Source organism: Roseburia faecis (assembly GCF_001406815.1).
In the GTDB taxonomy this organism is placed as follows: domain Bacteria; phylum Bacillota; class Clostridia; order Lachnospirales; family Lachnospiraceae; genus Roseburia; species Roseburia faecis.
Map to the genome: position 1 here is coordinate 25589 of NZ_CVRR01000037.1, position 16785 is coordinate 42373.

21 protein-coding genes are annotated in these 16785 nt (G+C 44.0%); 2 read left to right on the plus strand and 19 right to left on the minus strand.

Translation table 11 applies throughout. The features are described 5' to 3' along the window. Positions 1–42: 42 nt before the first annotated feature. The 8 genes from spoIIID to M72_RS11410 all read right to left on the minus strand — a co-directional run bounded on the left by spoIIID (position 43) and on the right by M72_RS11410 (position 6371). The gene (gene spoIIID / locus M72_RS11380; RefSeq protein ID WP_022045217.1) at positions 43–300 is read right to left on the minus strand and encodes a sporulation transcriptional regulator SpoIIID; all 258 of its coding nucleotides are present in this window, start codon (positions 298–300) and stop codon (positions 43–45) included. 625 nt (positions 301–925) lie between these two features. Continuing rightward, positions 926–1078, minus strand: a complete 153-nt coding sequence (locus tag M72_RS17205) for a hypothetical protein (RefSeq protein ID WP_022044902.1) — start codon at positions 1076–1078, stop codon at positions 926–928. A 35-nt stretch (positions 1079–1113) separates the two neighbouring features. Further along, positions 1114–1536 carry a hypothetical protein gene (locus M72_RS11385; protein ID WP_055068310.1) on the minus strand — a complete coding sequence of 141 codons (423 nt, stop codon included), beginning with the start codon at positions 1534–1536 and terminating at the stop codon, positions 1114–1116. Between the two features lie 48 nt (positions 1537–1584). Beyond that, the gene (locus tag M72_RS11390; RefSeq protein WP_055068311.1) at positions 1585–2631 is read right to left on the minus strand and encodes a glycoside hydrolase family 5 protein; all 1047 of its coding nucleotides are present in this window, start codon (positions 2629–2631) and stop codon (positions 1585–1587) included. 66 nt (positions 2632–2697) lie between these two features. Further along, positions 2698–5229, minus strand: a complete 2532-nt coding sequence (locus M72_RS11395) for a heavy metal translocating P-type ATPase (RefSeq protein ID WP_055068312.1) — start codon at positions 5227–5229, stop codon at positions 2698–2700. Between the two features lie 18 nt (positions 5230–5247). Beyond that, on the minus strand, positions 5248–5553 hold the full coding sequence (locus M72_RS11400; RefSeq protein WP_022044898.1) for a metal-sensing transcriptional repressor: 306 nt from the start codon (positions 5551–5553) through the stop codon (positions 5248–5250). A 148-nt stretch (positions 5554–5701) separates the two neighbouring features. Beyond that, the gene (locus M72_RS11405) at positions 5702–6025 is read right to left on the minus strand and encodes a helix-turn-helix domain-containing protein (protein WP_022044897.1); all 324 of its coding nucleotides are present in this window, start codon (positions 6023–6025) and stop codon (positions 5702–5704) included. Positions 6026–6038: 13 nt separating this feature from the next. Then, complete coding sequence (locus M72_RS11410) at positions 6039–6371, minus strand: type II toxin-antitoxin system RelE/ParE family toxin (RefSeq protein WP_022044896.1); 333 nt, start codon at positions 6369–6371, stop codon at positions 6039–6041. Positions 6372–6639: 268 nt separating this feature from the next. Here M72_RS11410 and M72_RS11415 point away from each other — a divergent pair, with 268 nt between their 5' ends. Continuing rightward, positions 6640–7587: a DUF4846 domain-containing protein gene (locus M72_RS11415; RefSeq protein ID WP_022044895.1), complete on the plus strand. Its 948-nt coding sequence runs from the start codon at positions 6640–6642 to the stop codon at positions 7585–7587. Here M72_RS11415 and M72_RS11420 read toward each other — a convergent pair. The 3 genes from M72_RS11420 to M72_RS17210 form a co-directional block, all read right to left on the minus strand. Next, positions 7565–7747 carry a hypothetical protein gene (locus M72_RS11420; RefSeq protein WP_055068313.1) on the minus strand — a complete coding sequence of 61 codons (183 nt, stop codon included), beginning with the start codon at positions 7745–7747 and terminating at the stop codon, positions 7565–7567. The genes M72_RS11415 and M72_RS11420 overlap by 23 nt on opposite strands. A gap of 217 nt (positions 7748–7964) precedes the next feature. Next, entirely contained in the window at positions 7965–8477 is a 513-nt protein-coding gene (locus M72_RS16905; RefSeq protein ID WP_055068314.1) for a hypothetical protein, read from the minus strand. 91 nt (positions 8478–8568) lie between these two features. Continuing rightward, positions 8569–8724, minus strand: coding sequence for a hypothetical protein (locus M72_RS17210; RefSeq protein WP_156337573.1), 156 nt, complete (start codon positions 8722–8724; stop codon positions 8569–8571). Positions 8725–8770: 46 nt separating this feature from the next. On the opposite strand from M72_RS17210, the gene M72_RS11430 reads away from it, so the two are divergent. After that, a complete protein-coding gene (locus M72_RS11430) occupies positions 8771–9046 on the plus strand; it encodes a helix-turn-helix domain-containing protein (protein WP_055068315.1) in 276 nt (91 codons plus the stop codon). Positions 9047–9089: 43 nt separating this feature from the next. Here the strand turns inward: M72_RS11430 and M72_RS11435 are convergent, their stop codons facing one another. From M72_RS11435 to M72_RS11470, 8 genes are all read right to left on the minus strand, one after another. Further along, positions 9090–10001, minus strand: a complete 912-nt coding sequence (locus M72_RS11435; RefSeq protein ID WP_055068316.1) for a hypothetical protein — start codon at positions 9999–10001, stop codon at positions 9090–9092. Positions 10002–10663: 662 nt separating this feature from the next. Continuing rightward, the gene (locus M72_RS11440; protein ID WP_055068317.1) at positions 10664–11779 is read right to left on the minus strand and encodes a hypothetical protein; all 1116 of its coding nucleotides are present in this window, start codon (positions 11777–11779) and stop codon (positions 10664–10666) included. Between the two features lie 35 nt (positions 11780–11814). After that, positions 11815–13323, minus strand: coding sequence for a CAP and S-layer homology domain-containing protein (locus M72_RS11445; protein WP_055068318.1), 1509 nt, complete (start codon positions 13321–13323; stop codon positions 11815–11817). Positions 13324–13334: 11 nt separating this feature from the next. Continuing rightward, entirely contained in the window at positions 13335–13982 is a 648-nt protein-coding gene (locus tag M72_RS11450; RefSeq protein ID WP_055068319.1) for a hypothetical protein, read from the minus strand. After that, complete coding sequence (locus M72_RS11455; protein ID WP_055068320.1) at positions 13979–14194, minus strand: hypothetical protein; 216 nt, start codon at positions 14192–14194, stop codon at positions 13979–13981. Before M72_RS11455 ends, M72_RS11450 begins: the two co-directional genes overlap by 4 nt. Before the next feature lie 226 nt (positions 14195–14420). Next, complete coding sequence (locus M72_RS11460; RefSeq protein ID WP_055068413.1) at positions 14421–15161, minus strand: YdcF family protein; 741 nt, start codon at positions 15159–15161, stop codon at positions 14421–14423. Between the two features lie 22 nt (positions 15162–15183). Beyond that, entirely contained in the window at positions 15184–15462 is a 279-nt protein-coding gene (locus tag M72_RS11465; RefSeq protein WP_055068321.1) for an acylphosphatase, read from the minus strand. A 12-nt stretch (positions 15463–15474) separates the two neighbouring features. After that, positions 15475–16674, minus strand: a complete 1200-nt coding sequence (locus M72_RS11470; protein ID WP_055068322.1) for a pyridoxal phosphate-dependent aminotransferase — start codon at positions 16672–16674, stop codon at positions 15475–15477. Between the last annotated feature and the right edge of the window lie 111 nt (positions 16675–16785).

Sequence of the window (16785 nt, forward strand, 5' to 3'; positions counted from 1 at the left end):
CCTGCATGTTATCCCATTATAACACGCACGACAGGAGAAAATCTATACTGCATGCAAATGTGCATATTTTTCCTTTGTTGCCATTCCTCCGCGGATATGACGTTCGGATTTATTCACATCAATAATCTTGCGGGTTTCTGCCGCAAGTGCCGGATTCACCTGGCACAGCCGATCCGTGATATCCTTGTGAACGGTCGATTTTGAAATCCCGTAATGTTTGGCAGCCTGCCGCACAGTTGCCTTATGTTCAATGATATAGTTTGCGATTTCCACGGCTCTTTCTTCAATATAAGCTTTCAAAAAAATACCCCTGCATTCCTGTGTTTGTACAGTTTATGCAAGGATATGTTTGCTTATTACTTACTTCCCACAAAGACTCTTCTGTCACAACCTGTCCCACAACAGTTCCATCAGGTTTGACTCCAAAATAAAGTTTCCTTTTCAATACCAAGATTCAAATCAACACCTGCCTTCACGCATATAATTAAATTATATACTGCTTATAATGATATGAGGTCATATAAAGCAAATATTCTTGTCTATGTCCCATGACGAACTGAATAAGAGGACATATGGCAAAAAAATAGCCGTCCATGTCCCATGACGAACTAAATAGAGGACATATGATAAAAAAGTGCTCATTTATGTCCTGTTAAACAGATCCTGTGGGACTTTTTCATGCGCTTTTTCTACATATGTCCTTTTACCAACTTCTCTCGGGATTTTTCAATGCACTTTTTCTACATATGTCCCTTTGCCAATTTTTCCCGGGATTTTTCAATGCACTTTTTCTACATATGTCCCTCCGGCAACTTTCACCGAGACTTTCTGGCTTACTTTTTCTCTATATGTCCCCAAAACACAAAGAAACGCACAAGAAAAAGGAATGTTCCCACACAGAAACATTCCCTCTTTCATTATGTATTTATTTTTCCAGTTTTGTCAGTTCATTGCTGTCCACATCCGCCGCATGACCGCCCTCATTATGGCTTGCTGATCCGTTCTCAAACCACCATGCCACACCTGCGGCCAACACAACAACTGCTACTACAACTACGATAATGACTTTTTCTAACATGAAATTTTCCTCCTGAACTCTTTGAAAATGGTCGCTTATTTCAAAGAGTCAGAAGCTTTTTCCCCGTCCTGCCAGTGTATGTATGCCATGATCCACGCATGGCTGCGCACAAATATGTTTTCGATACGGCAGGATGCCAGATAAATCCGGGTAGCATTCCCGGCAAATCCGCTTGCAAGTCCTGCCCACAAAATGATGTTGCGTTCTGCATTCAGCCGCGTGACCCGTGCACTGACGGTCAGACGCGCCTGTTCGGACTGTGTCAGTTCGGAACGTCCGAGGATATCAAGGAAGGAACCCTGCTGCCGCTCCATCGTATGTACCGCAAGATGATCCGGCTCCGCCTGCGTGATATCGTACATATTTTGCACTCCATAGCTCTGCTGCACCGCAAAAAAACATATGACAACCGCCAAAAAGATGCCTACACACCTCATCCGGCTTTTTTGTATCCGCATGATTCCCTCCTTTCCCGGGCATGCCCGTGTTATGTAATCATTCCATCACTACTTTGTCAGTCCAGCCTTCTTGCGAAGCAGGTGATACAGCCACTTGCCCTCGTCACTCAGCTCACTTTTCTTGAAACCGCTGACTTTCGAACAGCTGCTTTTAATAATAGAAGAAGATTCCTGTTTGTTTGACAGATTCCATGCAATGTAGCTGACACCATATTCATCCATCGTCTGTACCCAGCGGTCTGCCTCTTTTTTGTCAATGGCTCCGTTTCCGGAAGCATCACAGATTCCATATTCCGTGACAAATACCGGAAGTCCTTTGTTGATGGCTGCGGTCATTTTATTGCGCAGATCTGCTTTGTGTGTGGCTGCATAAAAATGCAGCGCATACATGATATTATCCCCCTTGATCGGATCTGCTGCCGCCTGATCCACATCCTGTGACCAGGTCGGTGTTCCTACAACGATCACCGCCTTTTTGTCATTTTTGCGAATGGTGGAAATGACACTCCTGGCATAGGATTTGATCTCTTTCCAGCTTGTTCCGTTATTCGGCTCATTGCAGATCTCATAAATCACATTGTTGTAACCCTTAAATTCCCTGGACATTTCCCTGAAAAAGGCCTTTGCTTCTTTCTTATGGGAATTCGGATTTCCATCGCTTAAGATATGCCAGTCCACGATCACATACATTTTATGTTTCTTTGCCAGTCTGACTCCCTTTTTAATCAGTTTCTTTAAGTCACTGCGGTTCTTTGCATCTCCACTGCAGTATCCGTTATACTCTTCGGTATACATGGCTAGGCGCACGACATTTGCTCCCCATTTATCATGCAGCTGGGCAAAACACTTGTCATTGACGTACTGCGGATACCAGCTCAATCCATGTGTGCTGACTCCGCGAAGCTGTACTTCATGCCCCTTTTTGTCCACAAGTTTTGTTCCTTTGACGTGCAGCCTGCCTGCCGATGCGTCATAATACGTTGTTGTTTTTGCCTCTGCTATTTGCAGTCCCCCTGTCAAACACAATCCCAGCGCAAGCACACATACCAGTGCAAACCCACGCAGGATTTTTATTTTTTTATTAAAAAAATACATGTTCCACTCCACCCTTCTCCGACGGAAACAGGCGGCTCCACGTTCCATTGGACCGCTGTAACATTCTTAATCAATCGCTGTAACCTTGTAATCTTTCTCTTCTACCGTTTTCTTTAATACATCATCTGCCACTTCCGTGGATGAGGTCACAACGGCAGTGCCAGCCTCATGGCTGACTTCTGCGGATGTTACTTCCGGAAGTGCCTCTAGTGCTTTCTTTACGGTTGCCTCACAGTGTCCGCACATCATTCCTTCAATATGCATTGTCTTTGTCATTTTTGTTTCCTCACTTTCGCTTATTTTCATTTCTGTCGGTTTTGCTGCCGGTACAGCCTTTTTATTTGCTTTTCCATGTACGGAAAACAGGTTCAGCCGTAATGCGTTGGTCACGACACAAAAGCTCGATAAACTCATGGCTGCCGCGCCAAACATCGGATTTAATTTCCACCCAAATATAGGATACCACACTCCGGCTGCAAGTGGAATCCCTATTACATTATAAAAGAATGCCCAGAACAGATTTTCATGGATGTTCCGCAGCGTTGCCCGGCTTAGGCGGATGGCCGCCGGAACATCCCGCAGACGGCTCTTAACCAGGACAACGGATGCCGCATCGATTGCCACATCGGTTCCGGCACCGATGGCGATTCCGGTGTCTGCACGCGTCAGTGCCGGTGCATCGTTGATACCGTCTCCGACCATGGCAACTCTGCCGTGTTCTCTGAGTTTGCGGATCTCCGCCTCTTTTTCTTCCGGCAGAACACCTGCGATCACCTCGTCCACTCCTGCCTGTGCGCCGATGGCTTTTGCTGTGCGCTCGTTGTCCCCGGTCAGCATAATGACTCGGATTCCCATCTCACGCAGCTTAGCTACCGCCTGCGGACTGTCCTCTTTGATCGTGTCTGCTACGGCAACCAGACCGGCACAGGTATGGTTTTTGGCAAAAAGCAACGGTGTTTTTCCCTCTTCTGCCAGTTTCTTTGCCTGTTCTGTCATGGCCACGTCCACGCTTACCTTCTGCTGCATATAAGAAACACTTCCACCCAGCAGCAGATCTTCTCCGCGCACTGCGGAAAGTCCGTTGCCCGGCAATGCCTGAAAATCGTGCACTGCAGTATTGGAAATACCGCTTGTCTTTGCGTGCTCCATAACTGCCTTTGCCAGCGGATGTTCACTGGAACTCTCCAGATCCGCGGCAAGCTGCATCAGCTCCCGCTCCGTATATTCCTTTGCTGGGAGAATGTCCGTCACACGCGGTTCCCCGGTTGTGATTGTACCGGTCTTGTCCAATGCCACGATCTGCGTTTTTCCTGCATTCTCCAGTGCCACGGCATTTTTGAACAGGATTCCGTTTTTAGCTCCCATGCCGTTTCCGACCATGATCGCTACAGGTGTTGCAAGTCCCAGCGCACACGGACAGCTGATAACGAGCACGGAAATGCCACGCGCCAGTGCAAACCCGACGTCTTTTCCGGCAATCAGCCAGACGATGATGGTGATCCCTGCAATGATGATGACCGTCGGTACAAACACACCGGATACTTTATCGGCGATTTTTGCAATCGGCGCCTTGGTGGCTGCCGCATCCGACACCATTTTGATGATCTGGGAAAGCGTGGTGTCTTCTCCCACACGGGTTGCCTCACAGCGCAGGAACCCGGACTGGTTCGTCGTTGCCGCGCTGACGGAGGAGCCTTTCTGTTTGTCGACCGGAATACTCTCTCCGGTGAGTGCTGCCTCGTTGACCGCACTGCTACCTTCTATAACAATTCCATCGACCGGAATATTTTCCCCCGGACGCACGACAAAGATATCCCCCTGCCGCACTTCTGCAATTGACACGGTAACTTCCTGTCCGTCCCGCACCACCGTTGCGGTCTTCGGTGCCAGCCGCATAAGGCTCTTTAAGGCATCGGTTGTCCTGCCTTTTGCGTGGGATTCGAGCATTTTTCCGACGGTGATGAGTGTCAGGATCATTGCCGCAGACTCGAAATAAAATTCATGCATGTAGCCCATGACCGCGTCCATATCGCCGCGCACCTGCGCTCCGGTCATGGCAAACAGGGCATACGTACTGTATCCAAACGATGCTCCGGCGCCGAGTGCCACCAGTGTATCCATATTTGGTGCGCCGTGGAGCAGGCTGGTAAAACCGCTCACAAAGAACTTCTGGTTGATCACCATGATGATGATGGTTAAAAGCATCTGCAACATTCCCATTGCCACATGATTGTCTTTCATGGCAGCCGGTACCGGCCAGCCCCACATCATATGTCCCATGGAAAAATACATCAGCACGACAAGAAAGATGACCGATGCGATCAGACGCTTGCGCAGTTTCGGTGTCTCGTGGTCTTTTAATGCTTCTTCCTCTTCTGCTGCGGTCTGTTCTTTTTTTGCGCCTTTGGGTGCTGCGCCGTATCCGGCTGCGACAACTGCATTTACGATTTCCTGATCGGTTGCCGTGCCTTCCACTCCCATGGAGTTGGTCAGCAGGCTGACAGAGCAGGAAGTCACACCCGGCACTTTGGAGACGGCTTTTTCCACGCGGGCGGAGCATGCCGCACAGCTCATGCCGGTCACTTCATATTGCTTCATAGTTGCCTCCTACATTTCTTACTTCATTAATTTTTGTAACATCGTTACTAATTCGTCTACTTTATCGTCCTCGCCGTTTCGGATGCCATCTGCGACGCAGGTACGGATATGTTGTGCCAGCAGGACTTTATTAAAACTGTTGAGTGCCGCATTGGCAGCCGCTACCTGTGTGATGATATCCGGGCAGTAACAGTCTTTTTCTACCATGCCTTTGATGCCGCGGATCTGTCCTTCAATGCGGCTCAGGCGATTGATCATATCTTTCCGTTCCTTCTCGGAACGCTCTTTTTTCTTACAGCATTCACAAGTATGTTCTTTTTCCATTCGGATTATGTCTCCTCTCTCTCCGATACCCTGTATGGGTATCCTTCTGCATCGCATTATATACCCCCTGTGGGTATTATGCAAGAATTATTTTTCTCAATAAAAATGAGTGTCTTCCGGTTTTTGGAAAACACTCATGTATTATTTATTATTCCTCTATGGATACAAAAGGAAATTCTTTTGTGAGATTTCGATCCATCTCCATCATATGCAGAAGACGGCTTGCTGCACCTGACGGATGATTGATTCCAGATTCCCATGCCTCCACAGTCTTACAGGAAACACCAAGATAACTTGCAAATGTCTTTTGCGACATTCCGGTTTCGTTACGAATCTTCTTTACTTCGCTGGCATTGTATTCCTTAACAGGAACAACTGTCACGACACGGCGCGGAAGTTTTTTTTCTTTACTTTTTGCATCCTCAATGGCTTCCTGTAATCCAGCCACAATACTTTCATATACATCGCTCATATTATTTCTTCTCCTATAACTTCAATTTCAATTGTTCAATTAAACTTTTGATACCATTACGTTCAGCTTGCGACAGATTTTCTTTTTCATTTTTAGAATACACGGTAATCAAATAAATAACCTCTTGAACCACAAAATCCACATAGCAAACACGGGCACTGCCACTTTTCCCTTCATTTGCAAAAGGAATTCTGATCTTTCGAAGTCCTCCTGTTCCCTTTATTACCGGATGTAAATCAGAATTTTCCAGCAATTCTAATTCCAGCTTTCTTAAATCTTCATCCTTAAACCCAAGTTTATCCCAATTCCTGGAAAATTCGCGTGTCTGTATAAATGTTCTGACCATCTTTTCTCCTTTACATTACCCTATTCAATAGTAGTATGTCAAGTTATCATGTAACCCTTCATTCTGTTTTTTAAATTTCATGGAGTCGTGGGAGAATCCCCCGTGATTTGTTCCTGTTGACATTTACTAATATAATATTCAGAAACAATATAACTTTATGAAATAACATTATCAAACACGTTTTTACCTGTCAAGAACAATTTCTATTATTTTCTCCAAAAGTGTGGTATGCTCTGTCATAGATTATATTTAAATGAGGAAGAAAACATTGAAAAAATTAGTACAAAGATTATTATTCGGAATCGGCATCCTATCCCTTGGCATCACGTTCACCGGTTGTCATGCCAGCCATTCACAGACGGATTCACAGAAAACTATTTCCAGACAGACAGAACCGCAGGCCGGACCAACAGAAACGGAAACTTCTTCCACGCTTTCTCTGATTGACGCTTCCGGCATGACATTAGAAAGCCGGATCCACACATCGGACGGTTACACAAGAACCAAAGAAGCCGACGGAAGTCTTGCAGAGTTTTTGCGAAACTATGCCATGGAGCCTGATCAAAGTCCCGTTCTATTATATGACGGCAGTAAAAAACGCAATCAAAAGGCTCATGTTGCCGTATTTGATCTCCCACTTGAACATGAGGATCTCCAGCAATGCGCGGATTCCGCCATCCGGGTATATGCAGAATATTTTTGGAGTACAAAGCAATACGATCGCATTGCTTTTCATTTTACGAATGGATTTGACGCCCAGTATACGAAGTGGGCAGACGGTTACCGTATCCGTGTAAACGGAAATAATGTAAGCTGGATCAAAAGTGCACAGCCGGACACTTCCTACGACAGTTTGAAAGACTATCTGCGTATCGTTTTTTCTTATGCCGGTACCGCCTCCATGGATACCGAAGCACAGCCGATCCCGCTATCTGATCTGCAGGTGGGAGATGTGTTTTTAAAAGGCGGAAATCCGGGGCATGTTGTGATGGTCGTTGATCTGTGCGAAAATGCAGACGGCAAAAAAGCCTTCCTGCTTGCACAGGGATATATGCCGGCACAACAATTTCATGTATTAAAAAATCCGGCGCACGAAGATGACCCATGGTATTATGAAGATGAAGTCACCTATCCGTTTCACACGCCGGAATATACCTTCCAGAAGGGAAGCTTAAAACGATTAAATTATGGGATTACCCACACTGCTCCTGAATAAGCCTGTGGATTTCCTCTGTGTCTTTATCCAGTGCCACTTCCAGTTCCCCATACAGCAGATTCTCTGCCAGTTTAAAATAACGCCCATCCACCGCCGTAACTTTTCTGCCCTGCCGGACACGCTCTTCTTTCCGGTCGCAGATCAGTTTGATGATCCCCACCAGACGCTCCGGATCATTGCTGGTGATAGTACAGTTTTTTAGAATCTGTATCTGAAAAATCCAGATGCACCAGATCCTTTACCTCACATACTCCGTTTGCAGCTTTGACAATAAATTCTCCTATCTGATACAAGATAATTCCCCCTTTTCCCTGTATTTCTATTGTACCACAAGGAAAAGAGGGCATTCAAAGGTCGAATTCAACGAAAATTTCTCATTATGAGGTTGGGGACGTTGCACAATTTTTCAAAATCTGTCTCACTTTTGAAGCTGCTGCAACACGGGCTTTCTTTCCCTTATCGATCTGCGTAAGTACCTCTGACCACGCATCATACAACCGATCTAAGTCACCATTCTTTGCATTTTTCCACTGTGTTTCATCGGACTGTAAATTTTCCAGATACCCTTCAAACTCAGACACCATCTGTTGAAGATCATGTTCCTTCCATGATGCCCCATAACTTGTTGTTATATACGCGTTTACAGCCTCACGGCAATACCCAAACGCCACCCCGATCCTAAAATCTTTTTCGTCCGGCTCACATGTTTGTAAATATAAAATCTCCTCCTGTATGTGTCCCAGAATACCCTGAAACATCTGATCCTCTGTCGTTTGGTTCCATACAATCTGGGCGTCTTTGTTCCGTATCACCCTGTACTGATAAACATTTGCTGATACGGATACTATGCATACCGCAATTGTGATTACCAACGCAATTTTTTTCTTCATCTTATCCCTCCCACCAAATGAAAATCTTCCATTTTGATATGCCCTTGCTATCACATAGGATGGTTCATAAAATGCACTACAATTATAATTATCATATTTCCTCTTCCAGTGCATAGTCTTTTATCCAGTCATCTTCTACTTTTAGCGGATTTTCACAAAATCTGGTAATACTGTAGCATTTTTCAAACAGAAAATCAATCGTTTTCCTCACCTTGGTTGTTTTTGGACGGTAACTATAAATTTTCATGTTCTACTATGAATAGTACCCACAATTTCACGTAAAATCAATGTAAATGATTTATAATGTTGAACTCAAACGTACATTCCGGGTCACTACAGTGGTATTTTGGCTTAAAATGGGCAATCTTAAGAAATTACGAGAAAAGAAAAAACTTTCACAAGGTCAATTATCAATCAGATCCGGTGTAAACCTTCAAACGATAAAGGCGTACGAACAGCGTACTCGCAACATCAATCATGCACAGGGAGATATTTTGAACCGACTGGCAAATGCTTTGGATTGTGCAATTGAGGATCTGTTAGAAGATGATCCTGCTTCGAGGGCATAAGAAAAGGACCACCTCATCACTGAGATGGTCCTTAAATAGGCAATTATACATTTACGTGTTTAGAAGAAACAAAACGTTTCTTTCCAGCTTCAAACTGTTCTGGGTACATTCGCTGTACCACGGATTCATCCACATTTGCAACAAGCATGTTATACACTGCTTCAATATTGCTTTCATTCCTGCTTTCATTCCTGATCCGTTTTGCTTCATAATCAAGTATTTCTCCACCCATAACAGAATCAACTCCTTCCTTCACGTTATCGTATTTATTGGTTAATGATTGTGCTACCTTGTCACACATTGCTTTGATTGCAGATTTTTCAAATTCCGATATTTTGCCTTGTTGAACCAACGATTCCAACTGATCCCACAACTTAAGATATGTATTTTTCATATCTTCAATCAACGCATGATCTTTTTCCATTTTTTCAAGTGAGTAATTGAAAAAATAAAACGGAATTAAGAAAAACAACTTCTTACTAAGCATATCATCCAAACTGTAATCTTTGATCTTTACAATTGGAATTTTATAGCTTACAGTTCCTCCAGGTGTATTTACCACAATTTCATGGGAATCTGGTGTACTATCATTGCATCTTAAATATAAAATTCCAGATGCAGGCATTGTGAATACCGTTTTTGAAACATCTGATTCTGCAGTAGTAATTGCAATCTGCGTCGAATACTCAAAAATCCGTACCGTCATTGTGCCGTCTACGCTACTTTGACATTCAATGTGATACCGTCTTGAGTTACCGATTGTAAAATTTGAATCTGTGATTCGCTTTTCATCGGCTCCTGTTGTGATAAACACTTCATTCTGATACAGTTCCACATTCTCTGTTTCCTGCCAATTTTCTCCAAACATTTCGTTTACCAATGGGACAATCAATCGTTTACAGTCCGTCAGTAATGTGCGAAATGAGTCATCATAAGGTGTTCCATAATTGCTCATATCTTAGATATCCTCTCTTTCCCTACTTAAGTAGAATTATAATTTTATCTATATAAACAGGGAAAGTTTGGGCATCCCTGATTGTTTTCAGGGAATATCCCTTATTCATTTAGTCTTTATCAGACTTTGTTGTATATGCAGCCACGAGCATCTGCCGAGACTACATTTCTTGTACTATAATACTTTTACTTTACACATATATTATAGCATATGCCGTGAAATCTGCAATATACATTCACCGGCATTCAGACTTCAAGACCGTATCGGTATCTACAGACTCTTTTTCCTCGACTCAAACTTAATACATATTCATTATAAGGCAGAACGCGTGTTCTTGCAAGAAAAATCCTTTTCAACTTCTCCATTCGTTTACTCTATTGATAATAGTATGAACTGGTTTTTTGTCGCATTTCGACTTCTCAAGGTAAATGCAAATTTTTAATCCTTTTTGCATTTACTTTGAGAATAAGTCCTAACATCATTAGATGCCATGAGCTTTGCCCTTGATTTAAGCGGCAATTTTGAATTTTGTTCATAATAAAACAGGCACAAAGTAGAGCCAAAAAACCTATTTTATGCCTGTCATACTAAATGCAAACCTATTTTGCATTAGGTTTGCAAATTAACCTTTTTTTCATAAACATTACCTCTTTTATGTGCAATTATTTAACATTAATTCCGCAGTGTCGTAAATCTACAACCGACACGTTCTTAACTTTAAACGTATATTTATGAATACCTTTTTTAATTACTTTATTTGCCGGGGATCTGTACTGATAAATCAGTTTACCCGGACAGGAAGCATAGGTATAAAACGGATAAGCCAGATCTGCTCCCATCGTATTTACAGTATATCCCTTTACAATAATGGTATTTCCACTGTAGGAAAGAGATTGGGTTACAAACTTGATTTCATCTTCTTCATAGTCGCTCAGCTTGGTGCTGACCTTCAAGGAATATGTATTTGCCTTTGGAGACACTGCCTTACTCGTCTTTGCATCATTTTTGTTTTCGATCATTTCGACTTTCGCCTTATATTTTGCCGAACCTGCTCCTTTTGCCTTATAAGTAAATGTGTATTTACTTGTGGCAGCACTTGTAAAAGTCTTGATCTTTTTTGAGCCTTTATAAACATAAATTTTGGAAACACCACGGACTCCTGCACCGCCATTATTGACATCCACCTGAATGCCAGCCTGATCCGCAGACATCTTCGTCACTTCAATCTTCGGCTCTTTTTTTACGACTGTTTTATACACCGGTTCATCCGTAACGGTGATTTTTGCTCTAACCTTAAGGCGTGGCAGCGTTTTCACATTCTTGTTTTCTTCTTTTATATAGCCATACTGTACGGATACCTCTTCGCCAGGCTTTGCGGTCTGTCCTGTAATAACGGCTGATTCACTCCGATTGATCGTCTGACTCATTAGTGCCGGTCCAAAATCAGCAAACCAGGTTAGTGTAACCGGGCTTTCCGTAGTCACATACATACCTACCCGGATAACTTTATCCGTGTCATTTTTTACAACAAATGTATCCGGTTTCTGTCCGATATAAATGTATCCGGTAGTATTTGCTTCACCAAATATTACACTGCCACTTTTTGCTTCTGTAAGTGTGTAAGTTACCTTATTTGCATCCAGATCCATTTCGAAGTTCTTTGCAAAAACAGGCTCTGCATGACAGATTACCATGACCAGCATAAGCATACATGCTGCTATCCCCAAATGCAGTAACCTTCTTCCTTCCATTTGTGTTTCCTTAAATTGTTTCATCATAACCAGTCCTCCTTTTTCGTCCATTTACTTTAAAATTATTTATATGCATAGTAGATAAATTTTGCAAGTTCCACGCGTGTAACGGCATCGTCCGGTCTGAATTTATGATCACCATTGTCTTTGATGATGCCCTTGGACTCGGCCCATGCTACTGCATCCGCATAAAATACCCAGTCCTTGTAATCCGTAAACGTTGATTTTTGGGATGCTTTCGGTGCACCGATGCTCTGCCATACGTAATACAGTGCATAGCCACGCTGGTAAGCATATTTTCCTTCAAAGATTCCGTACTCAATCAGCCCCTTATCCACTGCCCACAATGCAGCTTTATAGTAACTGTCCGTACTCTTGACATCCGGAAAATGATTTAATGCTTTCGGTGTCGGAGATCCGTTTGCCTTGTACAAAGCGTTAAATACATCACCCTTGGTGCAGATTGCCTTGGAATAAAATTCGTTCTTGCTGGTAGGCTCCATGATCTTGTTTTTTACCACCCATGCAACTGCCTTAGCATCGGCAGCATCCACATCGGTGTACGAGGAGGTGGAAGATGCATTTTTAATCTTGATCTTCACGGTCTTTGTCGCATTCAGATTGATCGTATAGCCGCCCTTTACTTTTTTCATATAGTTTGTATCAAGTGGCAGATACGATTTCACACCTGCCTGATCCGTACAGATCAGATATTCGCCAGCCATTGCCTCCTCATCTGCAAAAGTGGTCTTTCCGGTGCTTGTTGTGTAGGACTTGATCTTCTTACTGGAAGATGCAAAGATCTGCACTGCCTCTGTCTCATAAGTTCCAACGCCCAGATACTGATAATTTTCCCGTAAAATGTTTGCCTTATGACTGGCACTGTTCATCCATCCACGCATCGCAAGCTGTGCCGTAACCTTTTTTGTACATTTGTACATATTCTCACCGAGTCCGGTATTCTTAAAAGAAGACGGAACGGCAGTCTTGTAGCTGGTTCCATTTGGTCTGGTATGTGCTGGCTGTGTATTGTTGACATTTTCCTTTGCACGGACTGCGGTTGCTTTTTGCAATGCTGCCGGCATGGTAAGAAGTTTTTTCCCTTCCTTTGCACGCTCTATATTGGTCAGCCGCAAAATGTTCCATTCATCCTCAGAAACGGCAATTCCTTTTTCCGGCCGGTTGTTTCCCAATGTCGGAATCACTTCATTGATATAAAGTTCCCTTGTCTTTCCATCCAGTGACAGATTCAGATAGGCTGTAACGCCTCCCTTACTTTCATAAGTTGCATCTACCTTGCGGAACGATTTCCACTCTGCTTTGGTTCCGTTTTTTGCTGCAGCAGTAATTACTTTCATGACCTGTGCTTTGGTTGTTGTATTGGTCATATTCATTTTGCCGGCTGCTGAACTCATTGCCCCCCAGTCTTCCTCGAGTTTTTCCTCTGTCGTACCCACATTGTCTGCTTTTACGGTCATCTGCGGTAGGATGCAGATCATCATAATAAGTACCAGTGCCAGACTGCACAAATTTTTTCCTATTTGCAGGATTATTTTTTTCTTTGCTTTCATATACATTCCTCCTATGCTTCTTTGTTGTTCTTTAAGATCAGCCTTTTATGTTTGTTTGAGTATGTCCAGTATTTGGAAGAAAGCTTCGGGCAGTTTCCGAATGTGATCGAAGATACTTTTTTGGCTTTGGACTGATATGGTTTCCAGGATGTGCTCTCCGATCCGCTTTTTTTGCCGGAACCGGTATAATAATTATCATAGACCGTCACACCGTCCAAGTAGCTGTATCCGGCATTTCCGGCAATCTCACCTTTGTAAAGCGTTTTGCCTTTTCCTGAGATTTTACCGGTATTATAATTGCTGTAACCAGAATAAAACTCTGCCGCGATACCACCGACCAGACCATTTCCGGTCAGGCTTACCGCTCCGGTATTATAACAATTTTTAAGTTTTGTTCCGGCATAGCTTACACCACCCACACAAGCCGTTCCGCTTGTCAGCTTAACTGTAATTTTTCCAGTATTATAGCATTCACTTGTTCCATTTCCGGTGCCAACGCCCTCAACCCTGATCGCTTTATCAAGCGAGTAATCCGTACAGGCACCTTTATAGGAAATATTTCCCGTGTTATAGCAGCGGCTGGCTGCTTTCCCTGACGAACTGAACACACCGGCTATCGTTGCCCTTGTCGTTGATTTTTTACCGCCTTTATTTGTCACTGAGATATTTCCGGTATTGCTGCATCCTGTAATCTTTTTTCCACACTTTTTCCCTTCGGGTTATTCTGCATGGCGATCAGATCCTGCTCTGAATTGATCGCTGTCTCCTGTGCCGCGTATACGGTCTCTGTTCCTGTCTGTACATGCAGATTAGCCGGAACATTGGTACATACCAATGCCAGTGCCATCACAAAAGCTGTCATTTTTTTCATAAGCATTTCCTCCGTTGTGTCCATTTTTCAGACGATCTGGCACATCTGGTCTGATGTGCATTCACTTTTGGAATATAGTACCACATTTTAAAAAAGTTCTGCTGTTAATTGCGCGAATTACAGTTATTTCGACATGAACGATTTTAAAATGCCGTCATTTATGGTTTATTGTTATGAAAAAAACAGGGAACACCTCTGCTTTATGCAGGGTGTTCCCCATTTTTCTCTATAACAGCCACTTCATCTCCGCGAAAAATTCCCGCAGCATATTGTTCGGCAGATATTTTGGTGTGGAATCCGCCGCAATTCCACATACATCGGAAAGTCCGTACTTTTTGGCAATCTGTAAGGCACGGAATACATGAAAATTGTTGGTCACAATGCCAACAGATGCGCCTTCTTTCATCAGCTTTTTACTGTTCGTGATATTCTGCTCGGTTGTCTGCGATTTATCTTCCGGCAAAATCCGCGCAGTATCAATTCCTTTTTCCTGCAGATACCGTGCCATTCCCTCTGCTTCAGACCACGGCTCGTTGCTTCCCTGTCCTCCGGAAACAATGCAGACCGTGTCCGGGTTTTCATTCAGATATTCCACAGCCTTATCCAGACGATATTTAAGAACCGGACTCGGACCATCCTTTCTCACCTGTGCGCCAAGTACGATAATATAGTCGAGCCCCCCTCGTCCATCCGCGTGCATCTGGCTGATCACACAGCCCTCTACGATACAAAACACAAGCAGTCCGATACAGACAATCATTCCTGCAAAGATTTTTATCGGATGCGGTGCCTTTTTCCACACTTCCATGTACACGGAAATTCCAAACAGAAACACCACGATCCCGATGCCAATCCATATAAGGAAAAAAGCTGTGCCGGAACCGGTCGCATGAACCATTACCGCATAAATCACACTCAGGATTCCAAGCAGTAAACATATCCAAAATACCATCATATTCTTTTTCATTTCTCCATCCCTTTTCACTCCGCTAATACCGGATATGAAAGCCATTTTCCTGTTCATCCGGTGGTATGTTTTTCCGATCCATTCCGGTAACATCAATATATCTGTCCTGTTTCAGCTGTTGGATGATCTGGTCAATTTCTTCCGGCAGACCCTGCAATTCGGCACTGACCGATCCGTCGTATTCATTCCGTACCCAGCCAGTCACACCGTAGTGCTGTGCCAGATGGGACAGGCGGTAGCGGAAACCTACGCCCTGCACGTATCCGGTAAAGCGGATATGTTCCCTTTGTTTTTCTGCCATTTCGTTTTCTCCCTATATTTCTTTGCGATAGCTCTGATACAGCTTTTCAAATGCAGAAAACGACCGCTCGATCATATCATAATCCACACAGTAGGACACACGCGCATAGCCCGGACAGCCAAATCCCGTGGCAGATACAATCAGAAGATCCTGCTCCTTTGCCCGCTCACAGAAAGCATCTGCATCCGGCTCCAACGCCTTGACAAACATGTAAAACGCGCCCTGCGGCTTGAAACATTCATACCCAATCTTTGTCAGACCATCGTAGAGCAGATCACGGTTTTTCTTATACAACTCGATATCTCCGGTATTCCCTACACAGGCAGCGATTACTTTCTGGAACATGCTCGGTGCACAGACATAACCCAGTGCACGGCCGGCTCCGGCGATGGCTGCATAGACGGTCTTGCTCTCAGTCACTTTGTCTGGCACAATCACATAGCCGATACGCTCGCCCGGCAGTGACAGGGATTTGCTGTAGGAATAGCATACCAACGTGTTGTCATAGTATTTTGTCACATACGGCACTTCCACGCCATCATACGCGATCTCGCGGTATGGTTCGTCCGCAAGGATAAAGATCGGTGTACCGTTTTCCTCAGATTTCTTTGTCAGAAGTGCAGCAAGTTTCCGGATCGTCTCTTTCGAATAGACAGCTCCGGACGGGTTGTTCGGGGAGTTGATGATCACGCCTTTGGTGTGTGCGCTGATGGCTTTTTCCAGGGCTTCAAAATCGATCTGGAAATCGCTGGTGTGAGGCGGTACCACAACAAGTTTCGCTCCGTTGGCTTCCACAAACACACGGTACTCCGGGAAAAACGGTGCGATCGTGATGAACTCATCTTCCGGTGAAGTGGTAAGTGCACGGAAACATACCGACAAGGATGCGGCAGCTCCCATGGTCAGGTAAAAATTGTCTGCCGAAAACGCAGTCTCATACGTCTTGTTCAGGTAATCTGCGATTGCCTGTCTCGTCTCGATATCTCCCTGTGCAGAAGTATATCCGTGTAAGGAAATGGAATCCAGTTTCTGTGTCAGGTCACGGATGGTCTCATTGACGCAGTCTGGTGCCGGTACGGTCGGGTTTCCAAGGGAAAAATCATAGACATTTTCCGCTCCCACAACTGCTGCGCGCTGCTTGCCATACTCAAATAATTCACGGATTGCCGAACGCTGGCTTCCTAATTGATACATATCTTCTGCTACGAACATTTTATTTTCCTCCTCATATAATCAGGTGTCTTTATTAAAATTCAAGGCTTTTCAACCTTTTATATCTCCTGTTTTTCCAGTTATTTTTACAGATAATTTCTTGTTCTTTGT